Annotated in this window: 20 protein-coding genes and 1 tRNA gene; 15 read left to right on the top strand and 6 right to left on the bottom strand. The window is 41.7% G+C overall.

Going from position 1 to position 22,503, the window contains the following annotated elements; all coding sequences use genetic code 11:
• The first annotated feature begins 1,066 nt into the window (after positions 1 to 1,066).
• From G337_RS0116565 to G337_RS0116555, 3 genes are all read left to right on the top strand, one after another.
• Entirely contained in the window at positions 1,067 to 2,473 is a 1,407-nt protein-coding gene (locus G337_RS0116565; RefSeq protein ID WP_028864894.1) for a peptide MFS transporter, read from the top strand.
• A gap of 197 nt (positions 2,474 to 2,670) precedes the next feature.
• Positions 2,671 to 2,756 (top strand) — tRNA-Leu (locus G337_RS0116560).
• Positions 2,757 to 2,947: 191 nt separating this feature from the next.
• The gene (locus G337_RS0116555; RefSeq protein WP_028864893.1) at positions 2,948 to 3,259 is read left to right on the top strand and encodes a hypothetical protein; all 312 of its coding nucleotides are present in this window, start codon (positions 2,948 to 2,950) and stop codon (positions 3,257 to 3,259) included.
• Here G337_RS0116555 and G337_RS28675 read toward each other — a convergent pair.
• A complete protein-coding gene (locus G337_RS28675) occupies positions 3,256 to 3,429 on the bottom strand; it encodes a hypothetical protein (RefSeq protein WP_157619349.1) in 174 nt (57 codons plus the stop codon). The two genes, G337_RS0116555 and G337_RS28675, sit on opposite strands and share 4 nt — an antisense overlap.
• A gap of 164 nt (positions 3,430 to 3,593) precedes the next feature.
• On the opposite strand from G337_RS28675, the gene rluF reads away from it, so the two are divergent.
• From rluF to G337_RS0116530, 4 genes are read left to right on the top strand one after another with little or no spacing between them, the layout of a single operon-like run.
• Complete coding sequence (rluF, locus tag G337_RS0116545; protein WP_037027752.1) at positions 3,594 to 4,502, top strand: 23S rRNA pseudouridine(2604) synthase RluF; 909 nt, start codon at positions 3,594 to 3,596, stop codon at positions 4,500 to 4,502.
• The gene (thiL, locus tag G337_RS0116540) at positions 4,499 to 5,515 is read left to right on the top strand and encodes a thiamine-phosphate kinase (RefSeq protein WP_028864891.1); all 1,017 of its coding nucleotides are present in this window, start codon (positions 4,499 to 4,501) and stop codon (positions 5,513 to 5,515) included. The genes rluF and thiL overlap by 4 nt, the downstream gene beginning before the upstream one ends.
• Before the next feature lie 4 nt (positions 5,516 to 5,519).
• On the top strand, positions 5,520 to 6,002 hold the full coding sequence (locus G337_RS0116535; RefSeq protein WP_211235817.1) for a phosphatidylglycerophosphatase A family protein: 483 nt from the start codon (positions 5,520 to 5,522) through the stop codon (positions 6,000 to 6,002).
• Positions 6,003 to 6,041: 39 nt separating this feature from the next.
• A complete protein-coding gene (locus G337_RS0116530; RefSeq protein ID WP_169719633.1) occupies positions 6,042 to 7,526 on the top strand; it encodes an ABC transporter substrate-binding protein in 1,485 nt (494 codons plus the stop codon).
• Positions 7,527 to 7,787: 261 nt separating this feature from the next.
• Here G337_RS0116530 and dxs read toward each other — a convergent pair whose 3' ends face one another.
• The 3 genes from dxs to xseB all read right to left on the bottom strand — a co-directional run bounded on the left by dxs (position 7,788) and on the right by xseB (position 10,962).
• Positions 7,788 to 9,647 (bottom strand): 1-deoxy-D-xylulose-5-phosphate synthase, encoded by a 1,860-nt coding sequence (gene dxs, locus G337_RS0116525; RefSeq protein WP_028864888.1) that lies wholly within the window; start codon positions 9,645 to 9,647, stop codon positions 7,788 to 7,790.
• Positions 9,648 to 9,727: 80 nt separating this feature from the next.
• Positions 9,728 to 10,618, bottom strand: coding sequence for a (2E,6E)-farnesyl diphosphate synthase (gene ispA / locus G337_RS0116520; RefSeq protein ID WP_037027749.1), 891 nt, complete (start codon positions 10,616 to 10,618; stop codon positions 9,728 to 9,730).
• A gap of 110 nt (positions 10,619 to 10,728) precedes the next feature.
• Positions 10,729 to 10,962: an exodeoxyribonuclease VII small subunit gene (xseB, locus tag G337_RS0116515; protein ID WP_028864886.1), complete on the bottom strand. Its 234-nt coding sequence runs from the start codon at positions 10,960 to 10,962 to the stop codon at positions 10,729 to 10,731.
• 230 nt (positions 10,963 to 11,192) lie between these two features.
• On the opposite strand from xseB, the gene pomA reads away from it, so the two are divergent.
• The 4 genes from pomA to G337_RS0116490 all read left to right on the top strand — a co-directional run bounded on the left by pomA (position 11,193) and on the right by G337_RS0116490 (position 14,733).
• The gene (gene pomA / locus G337_RS0116510; RefSeq protein WP_028864885.1) at positions 11,193 to 11,966 is read left to right on the top strand and encodes a flagellar motor protein PomA; all 774 of its coding nucleotides are present in this window, start codon (positions 11,193 to 11,195) and stop codon (positions 11,964 to 11,966) included.
• A 2-nt stretch (positions 11,967 to 11,968) separates the two neighbouring features.
• Positions 11,969 to 12,973 (top strand): flagellar motor protein MotB, encoded by a 1,005-nt coding sequence (locus G337_RS0116505; RefSeq protein ID WP_028864884.1) that lies wholly within the window; start codon positions 11,969 to 11,971, stop codon positions 12,971 to 12,973.
• Positions 12,974 to 13,095: 122 nt separating this feature from the next.
• The gene (locus tag G337_RS0116495) at positions 13,096 to 13,824 is read left to right on the top strand and encodes a copper homeostasis protein CutC (RefSeq protein WP_028864883.1); all 729 of its coding nucleotides are present in this window, start codon (positions 13,096 to 13,098) and stop codon (positions 13,822 to 13,824) included.
• 57 nt (positions 13,825 to 13,881) lie between these two features.
• Complete coding sequence (locus G337_RS0116490) at positions 13,882 to 14,733, top strand: PA4780 family RIO1-like protein kinase (RefSeq protein ID WP_028864882.1); 852 nt, start codon at positions 13,882 to 13,884, stop codon at positions 14,731 to 14,733.
• A 54-nt stretch (positions 14,734 to 14,787) separates the two neighbouring features.
• On the opposite strand, the gene G337_RS0116485 is transcribed toward G337_RS0116490, so the two are convergent.
• Positions 14,788 to 16,137: an AmpG family muropeptide MFS transporter gene (locus G337_RS0116485; RefSeq protein ID WP_157619347.1), complete on the bottom strand. Its 1,350-nt coding sequence runs from the start codon at positions 16,135 to 16,137 to the stop codon at positions 14,788 to 14,790.
• Positions 16,138 to 16,211: 74 nt separating this feature from the next.
• Positions 16,212 to 17,321 (bottom strand): ribonuclease D, encoded by a 1,110-nt coding sequence (gene rnd, locus G337_RS0116480; protein WP_028864880.1) that lies wholly within the window; start codon positions 17,319 to 17,321, stop codon positions 16,212 to 16,214.
• A gap of 339 nt (positions 17,322 to 17,660) precedes the next feature.
• Between rnd and leuC the strand changes: the two genes are divergently transcribed.
• From leuC to G337_RS0116460, 4 genes are all read left to right on the top strand, one after another.
• Complete coding sequence (leuC, locus tag G337_RS0116475; protein ID WP_028864879.1) at positions 17,661 to 19,058, top strand: 3-isopropylmalate dehydratase large subunit; 1,398 nt, start codon at positions 17,661 to 17,663, stop codon at positions 19,056 to 19,058.
• A gap of 10 nt (positions 19,059 to 19,068) precedes the next feature.
• Positions 19,069 to 19,689, top strand: coding sequence for a 3-isopropylmalate dehydratase small subunit (gene leuD / locus G337_RS0116470; RefSeq protein WP_028864878.1), 621 nt, complete (start codon positions 19,069 to 19,071; stop codon positions 19,687 to 19,689).
• A gap of 280 nt (positions 19,690 to 19,969) precedes the next feature.
• On the top strand, positions 19,970 to 21,499 hold the full coding sequence (locus G337_RS0116465) for an alpha-isopropylmalate synthase regulatory domain-containing protein (protein ID WP_028864877.1): 1,530 nt from the start codon (positions 19,970 to 19,972) through the stop codon (positions 21,497 to 21,499).
• Positions 21,500 to 21,636: 137 nt separating this feature from the next.
• A complete protein-coding gene (locus G337_RS0116460) occupies positions 21,637 to 22,071 on the top strand; it encodes a DUF3010 family protein (RefSeq protein WP_028864876.1) in 435 nt (144 codons plus the stop codon).
• Positions 22,072 to 22,503: the final 432 nt, after the last annotated feature.

Genomic DNA, 22,503 nt, shown 5'->3' with positions numbered 1-22,503 from the left:
ATAATACCAAATCCACTAATTTTCTATTCATTTATGCTGGTTAAAATGAATGCTAACTTCGTTATTGATTTTGTAATTAGAACAACTAGTTACTGCAATCAATGCCTTGCTTTCATTCATTTTTCCTACGCCTAAATAGATCACCTAATTAATGGAATTGGTATAAATTCAAAAAAATTCCTGTCTTATTGTAATCCTGCTCTGGTTGTAAATAATAACATCAATAAAACGTTCTTTTTTTCTCCTATAAAGGCTTCTTATTTTTTTGTTTTGTACCGCTAATTGCAAGTTATAGTGTCGAACTATGTAAGTAAATAACGGCAGATAATCTGAATTATTAACATGAACAGCGGATCATCACAGGAGTTTGTTGTGTTTTATTTGTACGGTAAATGCTGCTTTGTGTACACCAGGAGAGTACTGACTTCTGTTTTTATATTGTGATTGAAAATAATCAGCAATTAAAATTGGCAAATTTTTGTCAATTACAAATATTTGTCTGTCGTAATGGCTAATGACAGATAAACAGAAATTAGTAAAAAAAACACTGAATGAGGCATTTTTTTATCTAAATAAATACATTTTAACAAAACAGCCTTGTTAAATATTCAGCGAGCTCATTTAACATTGCATATGTTTTTTAACTTGACGTTAACGTAATGGGGTGGAACTGCTGTTTGTGTTTTTTTTGCGCAGTAAAATAAGGAACTAGAAAAATCATTATACTTGTCTTGTATTTCGCTTTTGTTTTAATCATTAGTCGTTTATATATCATTCATGTGCGATGGAGGTTTAAGCCTGAGGCTTTGTGATAGGGGCATTATAAGAGTTATAATTTGTAACAAATTCGACTTTATGTATTTAAAATGTAAAAAAATATAAAACAATATATCTGCATTATTCTTCTTAAAATTACAATTTCCACATTTCTATCTTGTTGTCATTTAAAAAACAAAATCAAAGTCAACCTAGTTTTATACGCAGATTGGAGGATTGAAGCTGATAAACGATTGCTTTATATATATAGGTCGAAATAAATGGACATATAAGATGATTAAAAAATATTATGAATAATTCTAATAGTGATACTTTAATGGGGCATCCGAAGGGGTTGTTTTTACTCTTTGGCACAGAACTGTGGGAACGTTTTTCCTATTATGCGATGCGCGGTATTCTGGTTTTATATTTAACCGATAAAACAATGAACGGCGGTCTTGGCTGGTCTACACAGGATGCGCTGAGTTTATACGGTATTTATACCGGGCTGGTTTATTTTACGCCGCTGATCGGCGGCTGGGTTGCAGATAATTTTATCGGCCAGCGTAAAGCGCTGATGATTGGCGGTGCATTAATGGCGGTCGGACAGTTTACCCTGGCGCTGCCTAACAGCTTTCTTGGAGAGTCTGTTCTGCTTAGTTTTTATTTAGGCTTGTCACTGCTTATTATCGGCAACGGTTTATTTAAACCTAATGTATCAACCATGTTAGGTGATTTATATCAGGAAGGTGACAACCGCCGAGATGGTGCATTTACAATTTTTTACATGGGTATAAACCTAGGATCGCTGCTGGCGGGTATTGTTGCCGGATCTGCATCTGCAGTGTACGGCTGGAAAGCGGGGTTCCTGACTGCTGGTATCGGTATGATTATCAGTCTTGTTACCCAGTCTATTTTTGCTAAACGCCTGCTGGGCGATGTTGGTCTGCGTCCAGCAGCACACATTGATGCGGAACGCAATGCATCGGGTAAAAAAGAGCCTTTAACGAAAATTGAACGTGATCGTATGAAAGTAATAATGATCATGGGAATGTTTGTGGTCTTCTTCTGGGCCGGCTTTGAGCAGGCTGGTGGTTTGATGAATATATTCTCGCAGGAATACACCAACCGCATGATCGGCGGCTTTGAAGTACCGGCAACCTGGTTTCAGTCATTAAATCCGTTTTTTGTTATTGTTTTTGCACCTATTCTGGCAATGTTCTGGATCAAGCTTGGGCCTAAAGAGCCGAATTCTCCGGTTAAATTTGCTTTAGGTTTATTTATGCTGGCTATCGGTTTCCTGTTTATGATCGGTGCGGTTTATGAGCAGGGGGGGGATGTAACAGTCAAAACCTCTATGTTGTGGCTGGTTGGTGCTTACTTTTTTCATACTTTAGGCGAGCTGTGCTTATCGCCGATCGGTCTATCTATGGTAACTAAATTAGCACCGCTGCGCTTAGCGTCTCTATTAATGGGTGTATGGTTTACCTTTAATGCGCTTGCTAACTTTGTGGCGGGTATTATCGGCTCGCATGTGGGTGAAACGGGGCCAATGCAGATCTTTGCCGGTATCGCAATTACCGCGACAGTTGCCGGTGTTCTTTTACTGCTTATGTCTAATAAATTAATTGACTGGATGCATGGTGCAGAAACTAATTCTGTTAAAGGTATTGATGAGCAGATTAATCTCGACGACTCTGTAGTTAAACCTGCGTAGTGGTCAGCTGCAATAGAAATCAAAGGCTTTTGACTGAATAGTTAAAGCCTTTTGTTTAAAACTGCTTATCTAATCGGCGGATAGTATTATTTTTCAGCAGTCGGAAAGTTTTACTCAACATTTTGTTGTTGAGTACTTGAAGTTGAATAAAAATTCTATACAATGCGCTTCACTTGTTTGGCAACAGTCAAACAACCGCCCGGGTGGTGGAATTGGTAGACACAAGGGATTTAAAATCCCTCGCTTTCTGAGCGTGACGGTTCAAGTCCGTCTCCGGGCACCAATTCAAGAAAAAGCTTCACTATTAATAGTGAAGCTTTTTTTTTGTCTGAAAATTGCTATTAAGGGTGACGAATGGGATTCGTATATACTGTGATTTAGAAATATAGGGATATGATCAAACTGCTTGTTTTTGAAATGCCGTATGCTTCACTCAAATTTGTTTAATAGAAAACTATTTCGTTAAGGAAAATCATGACTGAATATCTGATCCTGTTTGCGATCATCGCTGTAATTTATTTCGTTTTAATCCGTAATAGACCTGCCCGTAAAACCGACTGGGAAAGTCTGCCTCTGTTAAATGAATATGAACAGCAGGAAAAATCCCATAATGAGGAAGGGCAGTTATGCTGCTGTTATTGCGGTGCAACGGAAATGGTTGAGCGTTTGTTAAAATCAGAGAAAGAAAACCCTGATAATACAAAATACTATCATGCCTGCACTCAGTGTAAGGTAATTTTGTGGCGGGCCGAACAGGCTGCTGAAAATAGACAAGCAAAAGATTAAGTTATGTTACTTATACCGCCTTTTGAGGCGGTATTGGTTTTAGCATTATTACTCAGCAGGCTGCACCGTTGTTTAGGCTGTTTTCTCAGCTGATGGTACTCGCCGCCCCCATGAACACCTTTTGTTTTATTAGCAGAGCAATCCTTGTAGATATTTTCTTTTTTTATCATTAACTCTCCTTTACTGCGGCACATTTTTACTTGTTTAAACAGGTACATCTGTAATTTTAATTATCAGAGAGAGTAACGTTTCCGTTGAAGCGCTCATTATGCTTTAATATGCGCGCATATACTCAAGCAGCTTGGGTATAAAACGATTCAAATGGGATAATATTGTGAACACAAGTAGTGAAAAGCGCCTGAATAAATTTATCAGTGATTCAGGTTTTTGCTCCCGCCGAGAAGCGGACAAATTAATTGAACAAAATCGCGTTAAAATAAACGGTCAGATACCGGAGCTCGGCACAAAAGTTCAGCCGGGAGATGAGGTTTTTGTTAACGGCAAGCGTATTAATGCCATTGCAGAAAATAAGTCAGACCGTATCTATATCGCTTATAACAAACCCATTGGTATTACTTGTACTACTGAACGTGATGTGTACGGCAATATTATTGATGCCATCGGTCATAAACAGCGTATTTTTCCAATCGGCCGTCTGGATAAACCTTCTGAAGGTTTAATCTTTTTAACCAGCGACGGTGATATCGTTAATAAAATTCTGCGTGCAGAAAATGCTCATGATAAAGAATATTTAGTCACAGTAGATAAACCCCTGAGTGAACGTTTTGTGGAGCGCATGCAGCGCGGTGTACCGATTCTAGATACCATCACTGAGCCCTGCACGGTCAAAGTGCAGAGTCGCTTTGTATTCAGCATTATCTTAACTCAAGGTTTGAATCGTCAGATCCGCCGTATGTGTGAATACCTCGGTTATGAAGTGACCAAGCTCAAGCGTACGCGTATTATGAAGGTGACTTTAGATAAATTGAAACCGGGACAATGGCGTAATTTAACTGAAAAGGAAATGGCTGAAATCAACCGGGCGGTTTCTTGTTCTTCTAAAACTGCCGTGAATACTGCGCAGCCGAAAGCAAAACGCAATCCTGAAAATGCCCGTCCGCGCGGCTTGAATAAGCAGAATAACCCGCGTGCATCGAAAAAAATATTTGTGAATAAAAATAGTACAAGTGCTGACGATAAAAGCGCACCGGCAAAACGCACCTTAAAGCTCAAGCGTAAATGAGCTTAAGCGAATTTGATCTGATTGATCACTATTTTAAACGCGGCTGCGGGACAGAAAACAGCGGTGTGGCGATCGGTATTGGTGATGACTGTGCCGTTTTAGATATTCCAGATGGTTATCAGCTGGCGGTTACCACCGACAGTCTGGTTTGTGATATCCATTTTTTTGCCGATGTAGATCCGTACCGTTTAGGTTATAAGTCACTTGCGGTAAACCTTAGTGATTTAGCCGCAATGGGCGCGGTGCCGAAGTGGATTTCACTGGCGATCACGCTGCCTGAAAATAAATTACCTGCTGATAATGCCCAGTGGCTGGCAGAGTTTTCGCGTGGTTTTTTTGAACTGGCGGATAAACATAATGTGCAGCTGGTCGGTGGTGATACCACTAAAGGCCCGTTATCCATAACCGTATCGGTAAAAGGTCTTGTGCCCCGCGGTCTGGCACTGCAGCGCAGTACCGCTCAAGCAGGTGATCTTATTTGTGTTTCCAGTTCATTAGGTAATGGGGCACTGGGGCTGGCCTGCAGCTTAGATGAATGCCGACCGGAAAACAGGCAGTACTTTATTGATGCCCTGGAGCTGACTGAACCCCGTATTGAACTAGGCATTTTACTGCGCAGTTTAGCTTCCTCCTGCATGGATATTTCTGACGGTTTGACTCAGGACTTAAAGCATATTTTAAAGTCCTCCAGTTGCGCCGCCAGGCTGGATATAGATAAGCTGCCGCTTTCAGAATTAATGTATCAGGAAATACAGTGCGGCTCTATCAGTGAACATCAGGCTGAGCAGTATGCTTTAACCGGAGGAGACGATTACGAATTACTCTTTACCATCAGCACTGCTAATCTTGAGCAGCTGAATCAGCTTATAGAAAAAAGTGCAGTTAAAATTCCAGCTGTTTCTGTGATAGGCTCTGTTATGCAGCCGCAGCTGCCGTTAATTCAATTATTTAAAGACAATAAAGCAGTCTATTTCTCTCTCCAGGGATGGGATCATTTTAAAGGTCAAAATTAGTATTATGAAACGTGATGATTTAAAAGGTTTAAAACTCAGTAATCCAGTCCATCTAGCAGCCGTAGGTTTCGGCAGCGGTTTAGCAGATAAAGCGCCGGGTACATTCGGTACGGCTGCCGCTATTCCGTTTTATTATCTTATGTCGTTTTTATCGCTGCCGGTATATGTCGCAGTTCTGGTTGTCAGCAGTCTGCTGGGTTTTTGGATCTGTCATGTAACCAGCCGGGATTTAGGTGTACATGATCATAAAGCCATTGTATGGGATGAATTTGTCGGTTACTGGATAACCATGGTGATGGTACCGTTCAGCATACAGTGGGCAATTGTCGGTTTTATCCTGTTCCGCTTTTTTGATATTTTAAAACCTTATCCGATTTCCTGGTTAGATAAAAAAGTGCACGGCGGTCTAGGTATTATGATTGATGATATTGTAGCCGGTGTCTTTGCAGGTATTGTACTGCAGCTGCTGATCTATTTTTACGGCTAACGGATGAAACAGTATTTGTCTTACTGCAGGGCTTTTGTGATGCTGATATTACTGTCAGTGTCATTATTCTGCTCTGCACAAAACAGAGCAGATACAGCTTCATCCGATGCGGTTAATATTGCTGTTGATAATATACCAGTCTATTTTTCACCCTATGCAGTTTCTCCTCCTGCTCTTCAGTTTAGTCATCTGTTTTTTGACCCGTTAGTGCGCTGGGGGAAAAACCAGCAGTTAGAACGACGCTTATTAAGAAAGTGGAAAAGGGTAAAACCCGGGATCACTCGTTTTTATTTAAAAAAGAACATTAAATTTCACTCGGGTAATAAACTCAGCAGCAGTGATGTGATCTGGACATTTGCCGAGATTAATAAGCAGGAGCAGTCTAGACTTTTTTTTGCAGATATAACCTCCATCAAACGTGTTAACAGCTCTGCTTTTGATATCTACAGCACCTTGTCTACAGCGCAGCTGCTGGATTATTTAACTCACTTTTTTGTGCTTGATTCTAAATTCTACAGTGTGCCTCAACATGATCTGACGGTTAAGCAGAGCATGTTGACCGCTCCGGTTAATAACCAGCCGATATCCGGCACCGGCCCTTATATGATCAAAGAGTATAATCCGGCCTTACATCTGAAAGTGCTCCGTAATGAAAAATACTGGCAGGAGAAAGCGCCGTTAGCAGAGCTTAATTTTATTAAGGTAAGATCTGCCGCCTCACGGCTGTTCGCACTATTCGCAGACGATGTTGATATCAGTGCATCAATCGCCAGTGAAAGCGTCACCAGTGTCGATATTTCCAAGTCAAAATTATTGGTGCAGGCTGCTTCATCCAATGCGCTTTTTTTCACTATAAATGAGAATAAAAGTCCCGTTCTTAAACGCAGGACAGCGAGAAATGCACTTCATCTAGCGATTAATCAAGAGGGCATGCTTAAACATATTCTTCATGGTATGGGCAGTATCAGTACCGTTTTCAGACCTTTACAAAACAGCATTGAACCTTTACCTAATCCGCAGCTGCCTGCATATGATGTAAAACAATCCAAGTCCCTGCTCAGTAAAATAGATATGCCGGAACAATTAACCCTGCTGGTAATGGCAGATAACAGCGGCAGTATAGAGCAGGTTGTTCAGGCATTAACGAATATGATGAGAAGGGTTGGAATTAAGCTTAATACAACAGAAGTTAACAGTGTTGATGAGTGGAACAAGCAGCTGTCAAGCTATGACTTCAGCTTGTCTATGTGGCAGACCGCTTTAATGGACCGTGATAATATTTACCAGAATTTATTTACTGACAGTTATCTGTCAGTTTATTTCAGAGAGTTATTTGCAGGTGCAGGGCTTGAAGATTCTCTGCAGTCGCAGGCGGTATTTTTTGACAAAACGCAGCAGTCGCACCGTATTATCCCGCTGTTTTCTAAAAACAAAGTCTGGGCGGCAGACAGAAAATATAACCTCAAGGATATATTTTCTGTTAACGGTATCCCTTACTGGCAGAAGCTGCAGATAGTTAAATAATCAGCCGAAATAGATATTTATCTGCAGCTCAATACCTTGACTGTTAACGGTATCCCTTACCGGCAGAAGCTGCAGATAGTTAAATAATCAGCCGAAATAGTTATTTATCTGCAGCTCAATACCTTGACTGTTAACGGTATTCCTTACCGGCATAAACTGCAGATAGTTAAATAATCAGCTGAAGTAGTGATTTATCCGCAGTTTAATACCTTGACTGTTAACGTTATTCCTTACCGGCATAAACTGCAGAGAATTAAATAATCAGCTGAAGTAGTGATTTATCTGCTGCTCAATACCGTCACTGTCTAAGCCCAGCAGTTGATAGATTTCCTGCTGCGTACCTTGTTCAACAAACTCGTCAGGCAGACCGATATTTAATACCGGTACATTGATTTTTTCAGCCATAAAGTATTCATTAACGCCTGAGCCTGCACCACCGGCAATGCTGTTCTCTTCAATGGTAACAAAACGGCTGTGTGTCGCAGCCAGCTGATCCAGTAATACGGTATCAAGCGGTTTAACAAAACGCATATCGACCAGAGTGGCATTAAGCTTTTCGGCCGCTGCTTTGGCCTGCTGTAATAAAGTACCAAAGCATAAAACAGCCAGGGTTTCTCCTTCTCTAATTACTTTGGCTTTACCTATAGTCAGTTCAGTCATCTGTTTGTTGATTTCAATTCCAGTACCGGTTCCGCGCGGATAACGAACGGCCGCCGGGCAGTTAAGCTGGTGGCCTGTGTACAGCATGTCACGACACTCCTGTTCATCGGAAGGCGTCATCACTACCATATTGGGAACACAGCGTAAAAAGCTTAAATCATAGGCTCCCTGGTGAGTAGGACCATCGGCACCAACAATACCTGCTCTGTCGATAGCGAATAACACCCCCTGGTTTTGAATAGCAACGTCATGAATAACCTGATCGTAGGCGCGCTGTAAAAAACTTGAATAGATAGCAACAACTGGATTTAATCCCGCAATGGACATACCTGCCGCCAGCGTCACCGCATGCTGTTCGGCAATCGCCACATCATAATATTTATCCGGATGGCGTTTAGAAAACTCCACCATACCGGAGCCTTCGCGCATAGCTGGTGTGATAGCGGTTAGTTTTTTATCCTGATCGGCCATATCGTTGAGCCATTCGCCGAACACTTGTGAAAAAGTAGGCGAACCGGCCGCCGCTTTAGGAAGATCCTGATCCGGTGTAAATTTAGGCACGGCATGGTAACGAATAGGATCCAGTTCTGCCTGCTTATAACCTTTACCTTTTTTGGTCATAATATGCAGAAACTGCGGACCGCTATGGGCGCGCATATTACGCAGAGTTTCAACCAGATCAACGACATTATGACCGTCCATCGGGCCGATATAATTAAAACCGAACTCTTCAAAGATAGTTGCCGGTGAAACCATGCCTTTAAGATGTTCTTCCGTGCGCTTAGCTAACTCTTTAATCGGTGGAATATTCGAAAGTACTTTCTTACCGCCTTCGCGCAGCTGCGTATAAAGATCGCCGGAAAGGATTTTTGCCAAATGATTGTTCAGTGCGCCGACATTTTCAGAAATTGACATCTCATTATCATTAAGGACAACCAGCATATCGTTGTGCAGTGCGCCTGCGTGGTTTAAAGCTTCAAAGGCCATTCCGGCAGTAATTGCACCATCACCGATAACAGCAACAACCTTACGCCCCAGCTGTTCTTTTTCTGCGGCAATAGACATGCCTAATGCCGCACCAATAGAAGTAGAAGAGTGGCCGACGCTTAATACATCGTATTCACTCTCTTCGCGCCACGGGAACGGGTGCAGACCTTTATATGTTCGAATACTGCCCATCTGATCGCGGCGTCCGGTCAAGATTTTATGCGGGTATGCCTGATGGCCGACATCAAAAATAAGATGGTCAAAAGGGGTGTGATAAACATAGTGCAGAGCGACAGTCAGCTCTACAACACCCAGCCCTGAAGCTAAATGCCCGCTGGTCTTGCTGACGCTGTTTAATAAAAATCGGCGTAATTCATCACATAATTCGGGGAGCTGTTCTTTTTTCAATAAGCGCAGATCTTCCGGGTAATTGATGTTTGCAAGTAACGGGTAGTTTTTTAAATCCAAGGGCATAATTATTTGTCGCGTTTATAAATACAATAAAGAGAAACTGCTGAATCTGTCATTCAGCAGTGAAGAAAGAGTATTAAAATTTATCTGTCTCGTTTGATGATATATTGAGAAAACAGTTCAAGTAACTCGGTATTATAAGGTAATTGTGATAAAGCATGAAGTGCTTCTTGATAAAGATTTTGTGCTTTTTCAGCTGCTTGTTCTAAACCGAGCAGTGCCGGGTAGGTCGATTTATTTAGTGCGATATCAGATCCCTGCGGTTTGCCCAGTGTTTCGGTATCACTGGTCACATCTAAAATATCATCCTGAACCTGGAAAGCTAAACCTATTGAAGCTGCAAATGTATTTAACAGCGCCATATGTTCAGCTGCAAGGCCGGGTTTACTTAAAGCCGCAAGTTCGACTGCGGCTTGTATTAAGGCGCCAGTTTTTGCCCCGTGGATGGTTTCCAGAGTGTGCAGAGCTACCTGTTTATTTTCTGCCGCTAAATCTAATGCCTGACCCGCACACATACCATGATCGCCTGAAGCTTTTGCCAGGCGGTTAATCATTTTAATCTGCGTTGATGCATCCAGCTCCTGATTAGGCATGGAGAGAATATCAAAAGCCAGAGTCTGCAGCGCATCACCGGCTAAAATAGCAGTTGCTTCATCAAATTCTTTATGACAGGTTTTTTGACCGCGGCGCAGATCATCATCATCCATTGCCGGCAGGTCATCATGAATTAATGAATAGGCATGGATACATTCAACAGCACAGGCGAGCGGATCCAGGTTTTTTAGAGAAGTGCCGAGCATTTCACCTACCGCATAAACTAAAAAAGGACGAACGCGTTTGCCGCCTAATAAAGCGCCGTAGGCCATCGCTTTATTAAGTTCTCCGGAAATAGGGGACTTAATATCGATATAAGAAGTTAACTGTGTATTAACACGTTTCTGGTATTGCGCAAGTGTATCGGTTATCTGTTTCATAGATGTTTATTATTCTGTAACTTAAGTCTAATGAGAAGGACTGGGTATCAGTATATTCCGGTAAATAATGAAGCTGCAGTGAATAAAGCCCGCAGTGCAGCTAATTGTGACTAATCATTAAATTCCTGAAGTGGAGACTGAGCATCCTGCTGCATTAATATACTGACCTGCTGCTGAGCGTTGTGCAGTTTCTGGCTGTTGCTTCTGGCCAGAGAAATACCCCGTTCAAACTGTTTTAAAGCATCTTCCAGGGGTAAATCACCCTCTTCTAAATGGCTGACAATATTCTCCAATTCAGCAGTTGCTTCTTCGTAAAGCATATTTTCAGGTTTTTTTAACGCCATCTTTGATTCTCTTTAATAAATTTTTTTCAAGAGTACCGTGAGCTGGCAATAAGTCAAACTATCCATTGATAAATAATTTCTAAACAGTGAAGTTGTGAGCTGATTCAGAATGAAGGTAAAAACCTTGTTTTAAATGATAAATGTTTAACTGCAATCTAAAAAGAAAACGCTATACTTTGCAGTTAATAGGAAGTTAGTTTATTTAAGATGTTATTTTAAAGGAATGTTTTGTGGATTTAGCAACACTTGTCGGAATACTCGGTGCTTTTGGTTTTGTAATTATGGCAATGTTGATGGGCGGCACCATTGATATGTTTGTTGATGTCACATCAATATTAATCGTATTCGGCGGCTCATTTTTTGTGGTGATGATGAAGTACAACCTCGGGCAATTCCTAGGTGCCGTAAAAATTGCCATGAAAGCCTTTATGTTTAAAACCGATTTACCCGTTGAGTTAATTGCTAAATCTGTGGAAATGGCTGATGCAGCTCGAAAAGGCGGCTTTCTTGCTTTGGAAGAGGCTGAGATCAGTAACCCCTTTATGCAGAAGGGAGTTGATATGCTGGTGGACGGGCATGATGCGGATGTGGTGCGGGCGACACTTGAAAATGATATCCGCTTAACCTCCGAACGTCATGAAGTGGGAGCCGATATTTTTAAACAGCTTGGTGATGTTGCACCTGCAATGGGCATGATAGGCACACTGGTCGGCCTGGTTGCGATGCTTTCAAATATGGATGACCCCAAATCAATCGGGCCGGCAATGGCGGTTGCATTGTTAACCACACTATACGGCGCAATCATTGCTAATATGGTTGCCATACCTATTTCAGACAAGCTTAAACTGCGGGCATCGGAAGAAAAACTTAACCGCAGTCTTATTCTTGATGCTGTTTTAGGTATCCAGGACGGTCAGAACCCGCGTGTTATTGAAGGGGTATTGCGTAACTATCTGCCGGAATCAAAACGAGAGATTGAAACAACCGGTGAAGGTGGTGAATAGTAATGGCTGAAGAAGAATGCAAATGCCCGCCCGAGGGACTGCCGGCCTGGATGGGAACATTTGCCGACTTAATGTCGCTGTTAATGTGCTTCTTTGTTTTACTGCTTTCGTTTTCGGAAATGGATGTACTTAAATTTAAACAGATTGCCGGTTCAATGAAATATGCTTTTGGTGTGCAGTCGATGCTGGAAGTAAAAGACATTCCCAAGGGAACCTCGGTTATCGCGCAGGAATTCCGGCCTGGTAAACCTGAACCCACTCCGATTGAAGTTATTATGCAGCAGACCATAGAGATAACCAAAGCTAAGCTGGACTTTCAAGAGGGAGAAACGAGCAGGGTTGGCGGACAGGAGAATGTAAAAGTTCGTAAAGTTGCCACGCCGCAGGAAACTGAGGCTCAAGCAGTAAATACATCCTCAGAATCAGATGCGGAAGGTCAGAAAGAGGAAGCTCCAGTACAGGAGAAAGCCAGTGAATCTCAAGAAACACAGTTAGAAGACTTTAACCCAGTTCCAGGGATCTCAGCACAGCACGGACTCGCAAAAAAAGTTGCGCAGGAATTAAGAGAGGAAATTGAAGACGGCGCTATTGAGATTGAAGCGCTTGGACAGCAGCTGATTATTAGAGTTCGAGAAAAAGGCGCATTTCCATCGGGATCTGCGTTTCTGCAGCCGCGTTTTCGTCCGATCATAAAAAAGGTCGCAAAGATTTTAGCTGATGTCCCCGGTGTTATTACTATCTCAGGTCATACCGATAATGAACAGGTACAGTCAGAACTGTATCGCTCCAACTGGGATCTGTCTGCACAGCGTGCTGTTTCCGTTGCTCATGAAATGCTTAAGGTAGATGCTATTAGTGATAAGAAACTAGTTGTTGTAGGATATGCAAACAGCAAACCTCTGACTGCAAATAAAACCAGATCGGAACGACGCAGAAATCGCCGTGTTGAGATCATGATTATGCAGGGTGAAGCGGCTGAAAGTGAAGAGATCAGTACCGGACCATAATACATTTACGATGCAGTGATAAAAATTTTTTCCGGTAAGGCTTTTACCGGCATGTAATATAAGATATAAACCACCCTTAATGGGTGGTTTTTTTTTAACTGTTTGATAAAAAGAGAGAACATATGATTAATGTAGAAGTGTGTATTGATAATATTGAGTCTTTATTTACAGCGCAAAGGTCCGGCGCAGGGCGCATTGAGTTGTGCAGTTCTCTGGCTCTTGGCGGGCTGACACCAAGTTCTGGTCTGATTGAACTGGCAGTGAAACATGCATCGATCCCTGTTTATACCATGATACGCCCCAGAGACGGTGATTTTTTATATTCCAGCTTTGAAGTAGAAATGATGCTTAAAGAGATCCATAGCGCCCGTTCACTTGGCGTTCAAGGGGTTGTTTTCGGAGTACTCAATGAAGATGCACAGATCGACAAAGATATTCTCAGCAGCCTGATGCGTGAATCAAAAGGTTTAGGGGTAACATTTCATCGTGCTATAGACTGCTGCAGTGATGTTCACAGCGCGGTTGAAACAATCTTAACTGCCGGCTGCGAGCGTATTTTAACCTCGGGTCTTGCTGATAATGCCTATGACGGCCGGGCTGTTATCAAACAGATGGTAAAGCAGTGTGAAGGGCGCTTGTCTGTTATGGCAGGAGCAGGTATTAATAGTGATAATGTGGGAACAGTAGTAAAAGAAACCGGGATCAGTGAAGTACATTTGTCGGGGAAAAAGCTGCGGGCCAGCCATATGAAAACAATTACAGCATGTGGAAAACTGCCTGAATTCCTGAGTATAAATGTCACAGATGCAGAGAATATTAAAACACTTAAGAGTGCGCTTAATACATATTAGAAGTGTCAATATTCAATCAGTGTTTATTATTCTTTCAATATAATGTATAACCGCAGTATGAAAATACCTAAAAGAATACAACCTCTGGTTGATGACGGCTTAGTCGACAGCGTATTACGCCAGTTGATGAGCGGCAAAGAAGCAACAGTTTATGTGGTGCAGTGCGGTGAAAATGTCCGCTGTGCCAAAGTATATAAAGAAGCCGCTAAGCGCAGTTTTAAGCAGGCTGTTTTATACAATGAAGGACGTAAAGTTCGTAACGGCCGGCGTGCTCGCGCAATGGAAAAAGGCTCAAAATTCGGACGCGAGCAGCAGGAAGAGATCTGGCAGAATGCTGAAGTTGAAGCGCTTTATAAACTCGCGGATGCCGGTGTACGTGTTCCGCAGCCTTACGGCTGTTTTGAAGGTGTGCTGCTGATGGACCTGATCACCGATGAAGAGGGCTTTGCTGCTCCGCGTCTTAATGATGTTTCCATGTCAGAAGAGCAGGCTTTAGAAGATCATCTGGAAATAATGAATTACATCGTACGTATGTTAGATGTTGGTATTATCCACGGAGATTTATCGGAATTTAATGTACTGGTTGATGAGTGGGGGCCGGTGATCATAGACTTGCCGCAGGCTGTTGATGCCGCCGCTAACAATAATGCCAAACGCATGCTGCTGCGTGATGTAAATAATATGACTAGTTATTATTCTCAATTTGCACCGCAGTTACGCGGCAGCCGTTATGGCCAGGAAATCTGGGCATTATATGAAGCCGGCTTATTAACCAGTAACACGGTTTTAAGCGGTAAATTTACAGAGTCTAATAAAGTAATGGATGTAAATAATGTGCTTGGTGAAATCACTGCTGCTAGAGAAGAGTATGAAGAGAACAATCAGCGCATACTCGAACTTGAACTGTAATTAATGCACTTTGCCTCTCTATGAGGCAAAGCTCCTGCACCTTACCTGCTTAGTTTATTCTTCAATAATTTTTTTGAGTAAAACAATTAACCCCAGAACGGGTAGACCGATAAGTGCAGATCCGACAAAAAAATTCACATAACCAAAACTGTCTACATAGACTCCGGAAAATCCGGCGATAAATTTTGGAAACAGCAGCATCATTGAGCTGAATAATGCATATTGAGTTGCTGAGAACTCAATATTGGTGAGCTTGGAGATATAAGTAATAAAAGCTGTGGTGGCAATACCGGCACTAATATTATCCATTGAGATAATCACAGTTAGCAAAACAAGATCTTTACCGACAAAGGCTAATACGGCAAAAATCAAGTTGGTAATAACGACCAGTAACGCACCGAGAAACAGTATTGAATAAGTACTGTAACGGGTTAATAAAATCCCTCCGAGACCGGCACCTAACAGGGTCATAGCCACGCCGAATACTTTGGAAATGGCCGCTACTTCTCCTTTAGTGTACCCCATATCAACATAAAACGGATTCGCCATAATGCCCATGACTATATCTGAAATCCGATAAGTACCGATTAATAATAAAATCAGCAGTGCATGTCTGCCGTAACGGTTGAAAAAATCTGCAAAAGGCGCAATAACAGCGATATCCAGCCAGGCTAAAAAGCGCGCAATAGCCTGCGGTAGATGCTGATGCTCGAGTTTGCTCTGGATCTGTTTTTTAACTTCTGTCTGCTGATCATGATAAACAGGCTCATGACAGATAAAAGTGGTGATAATGCCCACCCCCATACAGGCTGCCATAACAAAATAGGACATGGACCAGGCAGACAGTTGATAAGCCTCACTGTCGCTTACCCAGGCTGCAATGGCCAGTGAGCCGGCACCTGCCGTAATCATCGCCAGGCGGTATCCGGTCATATAAGCCGCAGCCATGGCCGCCTGGAATTTCTCAGGAGCAGATTCAATGCGGAATGCGTCAATAACAATATCCTGGGTGGCAGAGGAGTAGGCAACAATCAATGCAAAAACTGCAAACAGAGTTAAATTCTGCTGCGGATCACTGGTCGCCATACCAATTAAGGCCAGGGTAATCGAAATCTGCGATAACAATAACCACGCACGCCGCCGGCCTAAGAGGCGGGTTAATGCCGGGATGGATAAGCGGTCAACAAAAGGCGACCAGATCCATTTAAAAGCATAAGCGAGTGCAATCCAGCTGAAAAAACCAATACTGGCGCGGCTTACTCCAGCTTCTCTTAACCAGAAAGACAGCGTTGAAAAGACCAGCAGAATAGGCAGACCCGCTGAGAAGCCGAAAAAAAATAAAATGGCAACACGTTTTTCAAGATAGATTTTGCAGCTTTGTAACCAGGATTCAGAACTAGACATAACCATTATGCTTTTATTTAAATAAGAATATATACAGAGTTGTACGCATCTGTTGAACCGTATTTAATGCATTACTAATGCTCGAATTGATGTCCGATCAGCTCAAACCGCCAGCCGGTCAGAAGTTTTGGTTTTTCTGCTGTATTCTTCTGCTCTGCATCAAGCTTCCATAACCAGCTTAAATATTCGTTAATAACCCGTTTAGATGCGATTAATTCAACGGGTAAGTCATATTTTTCAGCACATACAGTTATTTTATCGCGCATCGCTTTAAGGGTTTTCTTATAAGCAGGGAAATCCACCAGGCGTGAAATAAGCTCCGGGTAACTGTCTTCATTTTGATTTAATACCGTTGCGATGATATGCAGCACCTGCTGTCCATGAATACGAATTTCATTGGGTAATAAGTTTAAACGGCGCAGATCTTCAAGTGACGTTGGACGATAATGTGCTAATAACCATAAGTGATCCGCTTTAATCACAAAATTGAGTGCCAGGTTGCGCTCCTGAGCCGTCAGCAGGCGCCATGTTGCTAAGGCTTTAATTACCGCTAAACCTTGTCGGTCCAGTTTAAATAAATTATTCAGTGATTTATAAGCCTTATCCGGATCCTGTTTTTTCATTTTAAGATCCAGCGTGCTTTGACACTCCTGCTCGAAAAAGTCGGTCATCTTTTTATCGGCAAGCTGCTTTTGAAGTTCTTCCAGGCACGGCTGCAGATGCAGCACATCCGCCGCTGCATAGTTTATCTGTTTGGGGGTTAAAGGACGTGCGCACCAGTCGGTACGAGACTCTCCTTTATCAACAATAATACCCTTTATGTTTTCAACCATTTTTGCGTAACCCAGAGAGGCGCCTAAGTTTAAAAATGCACAGGCAATCTGTGTATCATAGAGTTTAATATTGAGATCACCTTTATGCTGGCGGACAATTTCCAGATCTTCACTGCTGGCATGTAATATACATGTTTTATTATCAAGGGCCTGCCAGAAAGCAGACAGATCACCAACAGCAATGGGATCAATTAAAGTTATTATCTTATTCTGTGAAACCTGCAGTAAGCCGAGGTTAGCCACATAGGTACGGGTACGTACGAACTCTGTATCAAGCGAGATAGGACTATCGTCGAGTGTTACCAGAAAAGCATGCAATTGTGCTTGTGTTGTTATTATTTCAAATTGCATTGGATACTCCTGAGAAATATGTTGATGTATGCTTCTATCTTACGGAATTTATTGAAAATCATCCATTCATATTAACAGCAGCTAGGTTTTTAATTATTAATTACTTCAGTGTTTAATTGTAATTCTACTCGTTTGCATAATATTTGCTGTTAAGTGAATAAATAATCGTTTTTTGATGATGATTTTTCCGCCGCTGTCTTGTGAGATTGATGGGGATCAATTAGTATGTTATTTTTGAAATCCCCAAACAACCTGTCTCTGAGAATGATTCTCATTTGGTTTCTATCAAAGGACGATAGATTGTAACAGCAAAAAGCATATAGCGTGGTAAGGAAAATAATGACTAAAACAATGTATGAAAAAATCTGGGACGCGAATCTGGTTCATGAACCAGAATCAGGATCTCCGCTTCTGTTTGTTGACAGACATCTGATGCACGAAGTAACAAGCCCGCAGGCGTTTGAAGGTCTTCGTCTACAAAATCGTCAAGTACGTAACGTACACAGCATTCTTGGTACAATTGACCACTGTGTACCGACAAAAGATCGTTACAACATTGTTGATGCTATTGCGAAAAAACAAGTTGAAACTATGACTTCTAACTGTGCTGAGAATGATATTAATCTCTACGGTATGGACAGTGATCAAAATGGTGTTATCCATATTGTTGTACCTGAACATGGTTTTGTTCACCCGGGTATGGTTGTTGTTTGTGGTGACAGCCATACAGCAACACACGGTGCATTTGGTGCGTTAGCATTTGGTATTGGTACATCTGAAGTTGAACACGTTATGGCAACACAAACGTTACAACAGAAGAAAGCAAAAACCATGTTAGTTAAAGTTGAAGGTAAGCTGCCTGCTTACTCAACGGCTAAAGATATTGCACTAGCAATCATTGCTGTAACGGGTACAGCTGGTGGTACAGGTTATGTAATGGAGTTTGCTGGTGACACAATCACTGATCTAACCATGGAAGGCCGTATGACCCTTTGTAACATGGCGATTGAAGCGGGTGCTCGTGCAGGCCTGGTTGCTCCTGACCAAGTTACTTATGATTACCTGGAAGGTCGTGAATTCGCACCTAAAGCTGAGTACTGGGAGCAGGCTGTAGCATATTGGGAGTCAATGAAAACTGATGAAGGCGCAGAGTTTGATGAAGTGATCACGCTTAAAGCTGAAGATATCGCACCGCAAGTTTCCTGGGGGACATCTCCTGAGCAGGTTATCTCTGTAACAGGTGTAGTACCGTCTCCATCTGATTTTGATAATGAAGTAAAAGCGCAGGCGTGTGCAAGTGCACTTAAATATATGGATATTCAAGCAGGCCAAAAAATCACTGATATCAATATTGATATTGTATTTGTCGGCTCTTGTACTAACGGCCGTATTGAAGATTTCCGTGCTGCAGCTGAAGTAATTAAAGGCAAAAAAGTAGCGGACGGTGTACAGGCGATTGCTGTACCTGGTTCTTTCCCGGTTAAACTGCAGGCGGAAAAAGAAGGTTTAGATAAGATCTTTGTTGAAGCCGGCTGGGAGTGGCGTGATCCGGGCTGTTCAATGTGTCTAGCAATGAATGGTGATGAATTAAAAGACGGTCAGCGTAGTGCATCTACTTCAAACCGTAACTTCGAAGGTCGTCAAGGTAAAGGTGGTCGTACTCACCTTGTTTCTCCTGCTATGGCCGGCGCCGCATCAATCGCAGGCCGATTCGTTGATATTCGTGACTGGAAATAGGAATTAGATAATGCAACCATATATTAAACATACAAGTATCGCGGCCCTGATGGATCGTAGTAACGTTGATACTGACCAGATCATTCCTAAGAACTTTATGAAAAAAGTTGAGCGTACAGGTTTTGGTATTCATCTTTTCCATAACTGGCGTTTCCTTGCTGATAACGTAACACCAGATCCTGATTTTGAGCTGAATAAACCAGCTTTCCAAGGCGCTAAAATTTTAGTTGCCGGTGAAAACTTCGGCTGCGGCTCATCACGTGAACATGCTCCATGGGCAATCGCTGACTATGGTTTTAATACTATTATTTCAACAAGTTTTGCTGATATATTTTTCAGTAACTGTTTCAAAAACAGTATTTTACCAATTAAAGTTAGTGACGATGAATTAGCCGCATTAATGGCTGAAATCAAAGCCGATGAAGGTGTTGAGTTCACTGTTGACCTTGAAGCACAAAAAGTAACGACACCCGGCGGTATTGAAATCAACTTTGACGTTGATGCCTTCCGCAAAGAGTCATTACTTGACGGTTTAGATGATATTGCCTGGACACTTAAGCACGAAGATAAAATTGCTCAGTTTGAACAAGCAAACAAGAAGAAATTACCTTGGTTATGGCCTAGCGCATAATTTAGATTAATTTGCGAAAAGGCGCACTTGTTGCGCCTTTTTTATCGAAAACGTATTGTAATGAGAACCGCTTATACCAATTCCATTAATTAGGTGGTCTATTTAGGCGTAGGAAAAATGGATGAAAGCAAGGCGTTGATTGCAGTAAATAGTTGTTCTAATTGCAAAATCAAGAACGAAGCTAGCGTCCATTTTAACAAGCATAAATGAATAGAAAATTAGTGGATTTGGTATCATCACAATAAGCTTTTAAAAACAGGGTAAAAAGTGGAGTAAGGGAATGGCACAACAGAGCATAATACAGTTAATGGATACGACCTTGCGTGATGGTGAGCAGACCCAGGCGGTTTCTTTCTCTCCCGCTGAAAAAGTCAGTATTGGTAAAGCATTATTACAAAAACTAAAAATTGACCGTATTGAAGTCGCTTCTGCTCGTGTTTCTGAAGGTGAGAAAGATGCAGTGACCAAGCTTAACAACTGGGCGTTGAAGGAAGGTCTGCTGGAACGCATTGAAGTATTAGGTTTTGTTGATCATACATTAAGCGTTGACTGGATTGTTGATACCGGCGGTAAGGTATTAAATTTACTGTCAAAGGGCAGTTTAAAACATTGCACGGAACAATTAGGGAAAACACTTGATGAACATATTAAAGATGTAAAACAAACGATTGAATATGCGCAGTCACAGGGGTTAAGCGTTAATATCTACCTTGAAGACTGGTCAAACGGTTATAAAGACAGCCCGGAATATGTTTACGATATGCTTGAGAAACTTCAGGACAGCGGTATTGCCCATTTTATGCTGCCTGATACATTAGGTGTTATGTCTCCCGATGAAGTATTCGACAGTTTAAGTGACATGGTAAAACGTTTCCCAGATCTGCAGTTTGATTTCCATCCGCACAATGATTACGGTCTGGCAACTGCGAATGCTGTTTACGCAGTTAAAGCGGGGGTCTGTGCAATACACTGCACAATGAACTGCTTAGGCGAACGCGCTGGTAATGCATCACTGACTGAAGTTGCTGTTGTGTTAAAAGATAAACTAGGCAGACAGGTTAATATTGATGAAAGTGAAATTCATAACTTAAGTCAGTTAGTAGAGAATTTTTCCGGTAAACGTATTGCAGATAATACGCCGATAGTCGGTGCTGATGTCTTTACTCAGACCAGTGGTATCCATGCTGATGGAGATAAAAAAGGCGGCTTATATATTTCTGCATTAACTCCGGAACGTTTTGCCCGCTCACGCAGTTATGCTCTAGGCAAAATGAGCGGTAAAGCTTCACTGGCCAAAAATCTGGAAGCGATGGATATTGAACTTGATGCCGATCAGCAGCTGAAACTGCTGCAGCGCATTGTACGTTTAGGCGATCAGAAAGCCACTATCAGCGCAGATGATCTGCCGTTTATTATTGCCGATTTATTAGAGCGTAATGATTATAACTATGTTGAGCTTTTAAACTGTTCAATTAACTCCGGGTTAGAGCTGGAATCAACAGTCAGTATTCGCGTACGTGTTAATGACAACATTTATAAAACCAGCGGCAGTGGTAATGGTGGTTTTGATGCATTTATCTGTGCGATGAAAAAAGTCTTAGATAAAGAAAACTTCCAGTTTCCTGAACTGCTTGATTATCAGCTTCGTATTCCGCCGGGCGGTCAAACCAGTGCATTAACCGAATGTACTGTTACCTGGGCCGATGGGGAAGGCCAGATTGCAACACGCGGGGTAAACGCCAATCAGGTATTAGCAGGTATAGGTGCAACAATTCGTATGATTAATTTAAAATTACACCAGTCAGCTTAAACGAACTGCTCTATAATCCTAATTATCTGCAAGCCTTAATTTTTTATTAAGGCTTTTTTGTTTCTGAAACTAAATAGCAGCTTTTAATTAATAAAAGCTGCTATATAATGCAGGCCATCTAAAATAAGGGGATTTTCATGAGAGTTTGTGGTGTAGAGTTAACAGGTAACGAAGCGGTTATCAGCATAATACAGTTAAAAGATGGTTTATATGATGTCCCTAAAGTACGTGCGGCTAAATTAAGCTTAGCAGATGCGATTAATACTGAGCCGCTTAAAAAGTTCCAGTTTGACTTTGCACAGTTAATGAAAGATTACAAAGTTGATACCGTTGTGATCAAACAGCGTGATTTAAAAGGCAAATATGCAGGTAAACCTTTAAGTTTTAAAATTGAAGGTGCTCTGCAGCTGATGTCTGAATTGAAGGTGCTGGTTCTGTCTTCGGCTTATATCAAAGAAGGTCTGTCTAAAGCACAAGTTAGACCTGACGCGCGTGAAGTTGGTTTAAAACAGTTTCAGGAACAAGCATTGTTAACGGCATTTGCTTATTTGGAACATCAAGCTGAAGCGTAAGCCTGGGTAAAGTGATTTGAGATTCAGCTCCTGCTGACAAAAAAGGTCTGCAAAGTTAACTTTGCAGACCTTTTTTGTATATGAGCAAATAGATCTGCTAAATTTTATTGCTTTTTTTATTTAATAAATTCGGGATTGTTCGAAAAACAAACTGTTCTGCTGGTGTTTGTTTGTTAATTGAGCAGTCGGCGCCCTTGGGGCAAAAAAACAGTAATTAATGCTTGCCAACATAGTTCCGATCTCTATAATGCGCATCCACGGAAACGGGAACGACGCAAGTCAAACTCTTATCCTCGCCGAAAGGCACGCTCTTTAACAATTTAATCAAACAATCTGTGTGGACACTTATTGTTGATGTGATTTCAAAAAAATCAAAGACCTTACTTGTAAGGCAACATCAATACTTAGTGACACACGAATTAATTCATTAAT

Source organism: Psychromonas aquimarina ATCC BAA-1526, from assembly GCF_000428725.1.
GTDB classification, from domain to species: Bacteria; Pseudomonadota; Gammaproteobacteria; order Enterobacterales; family Psychromonadaceae; genus Psychromonas; species Psychromonas aquimarina.
Note: the sequence above shows the minus strand (reverse complement) of the source record. Positions and strands in the feature narration are given on the sequence as shown.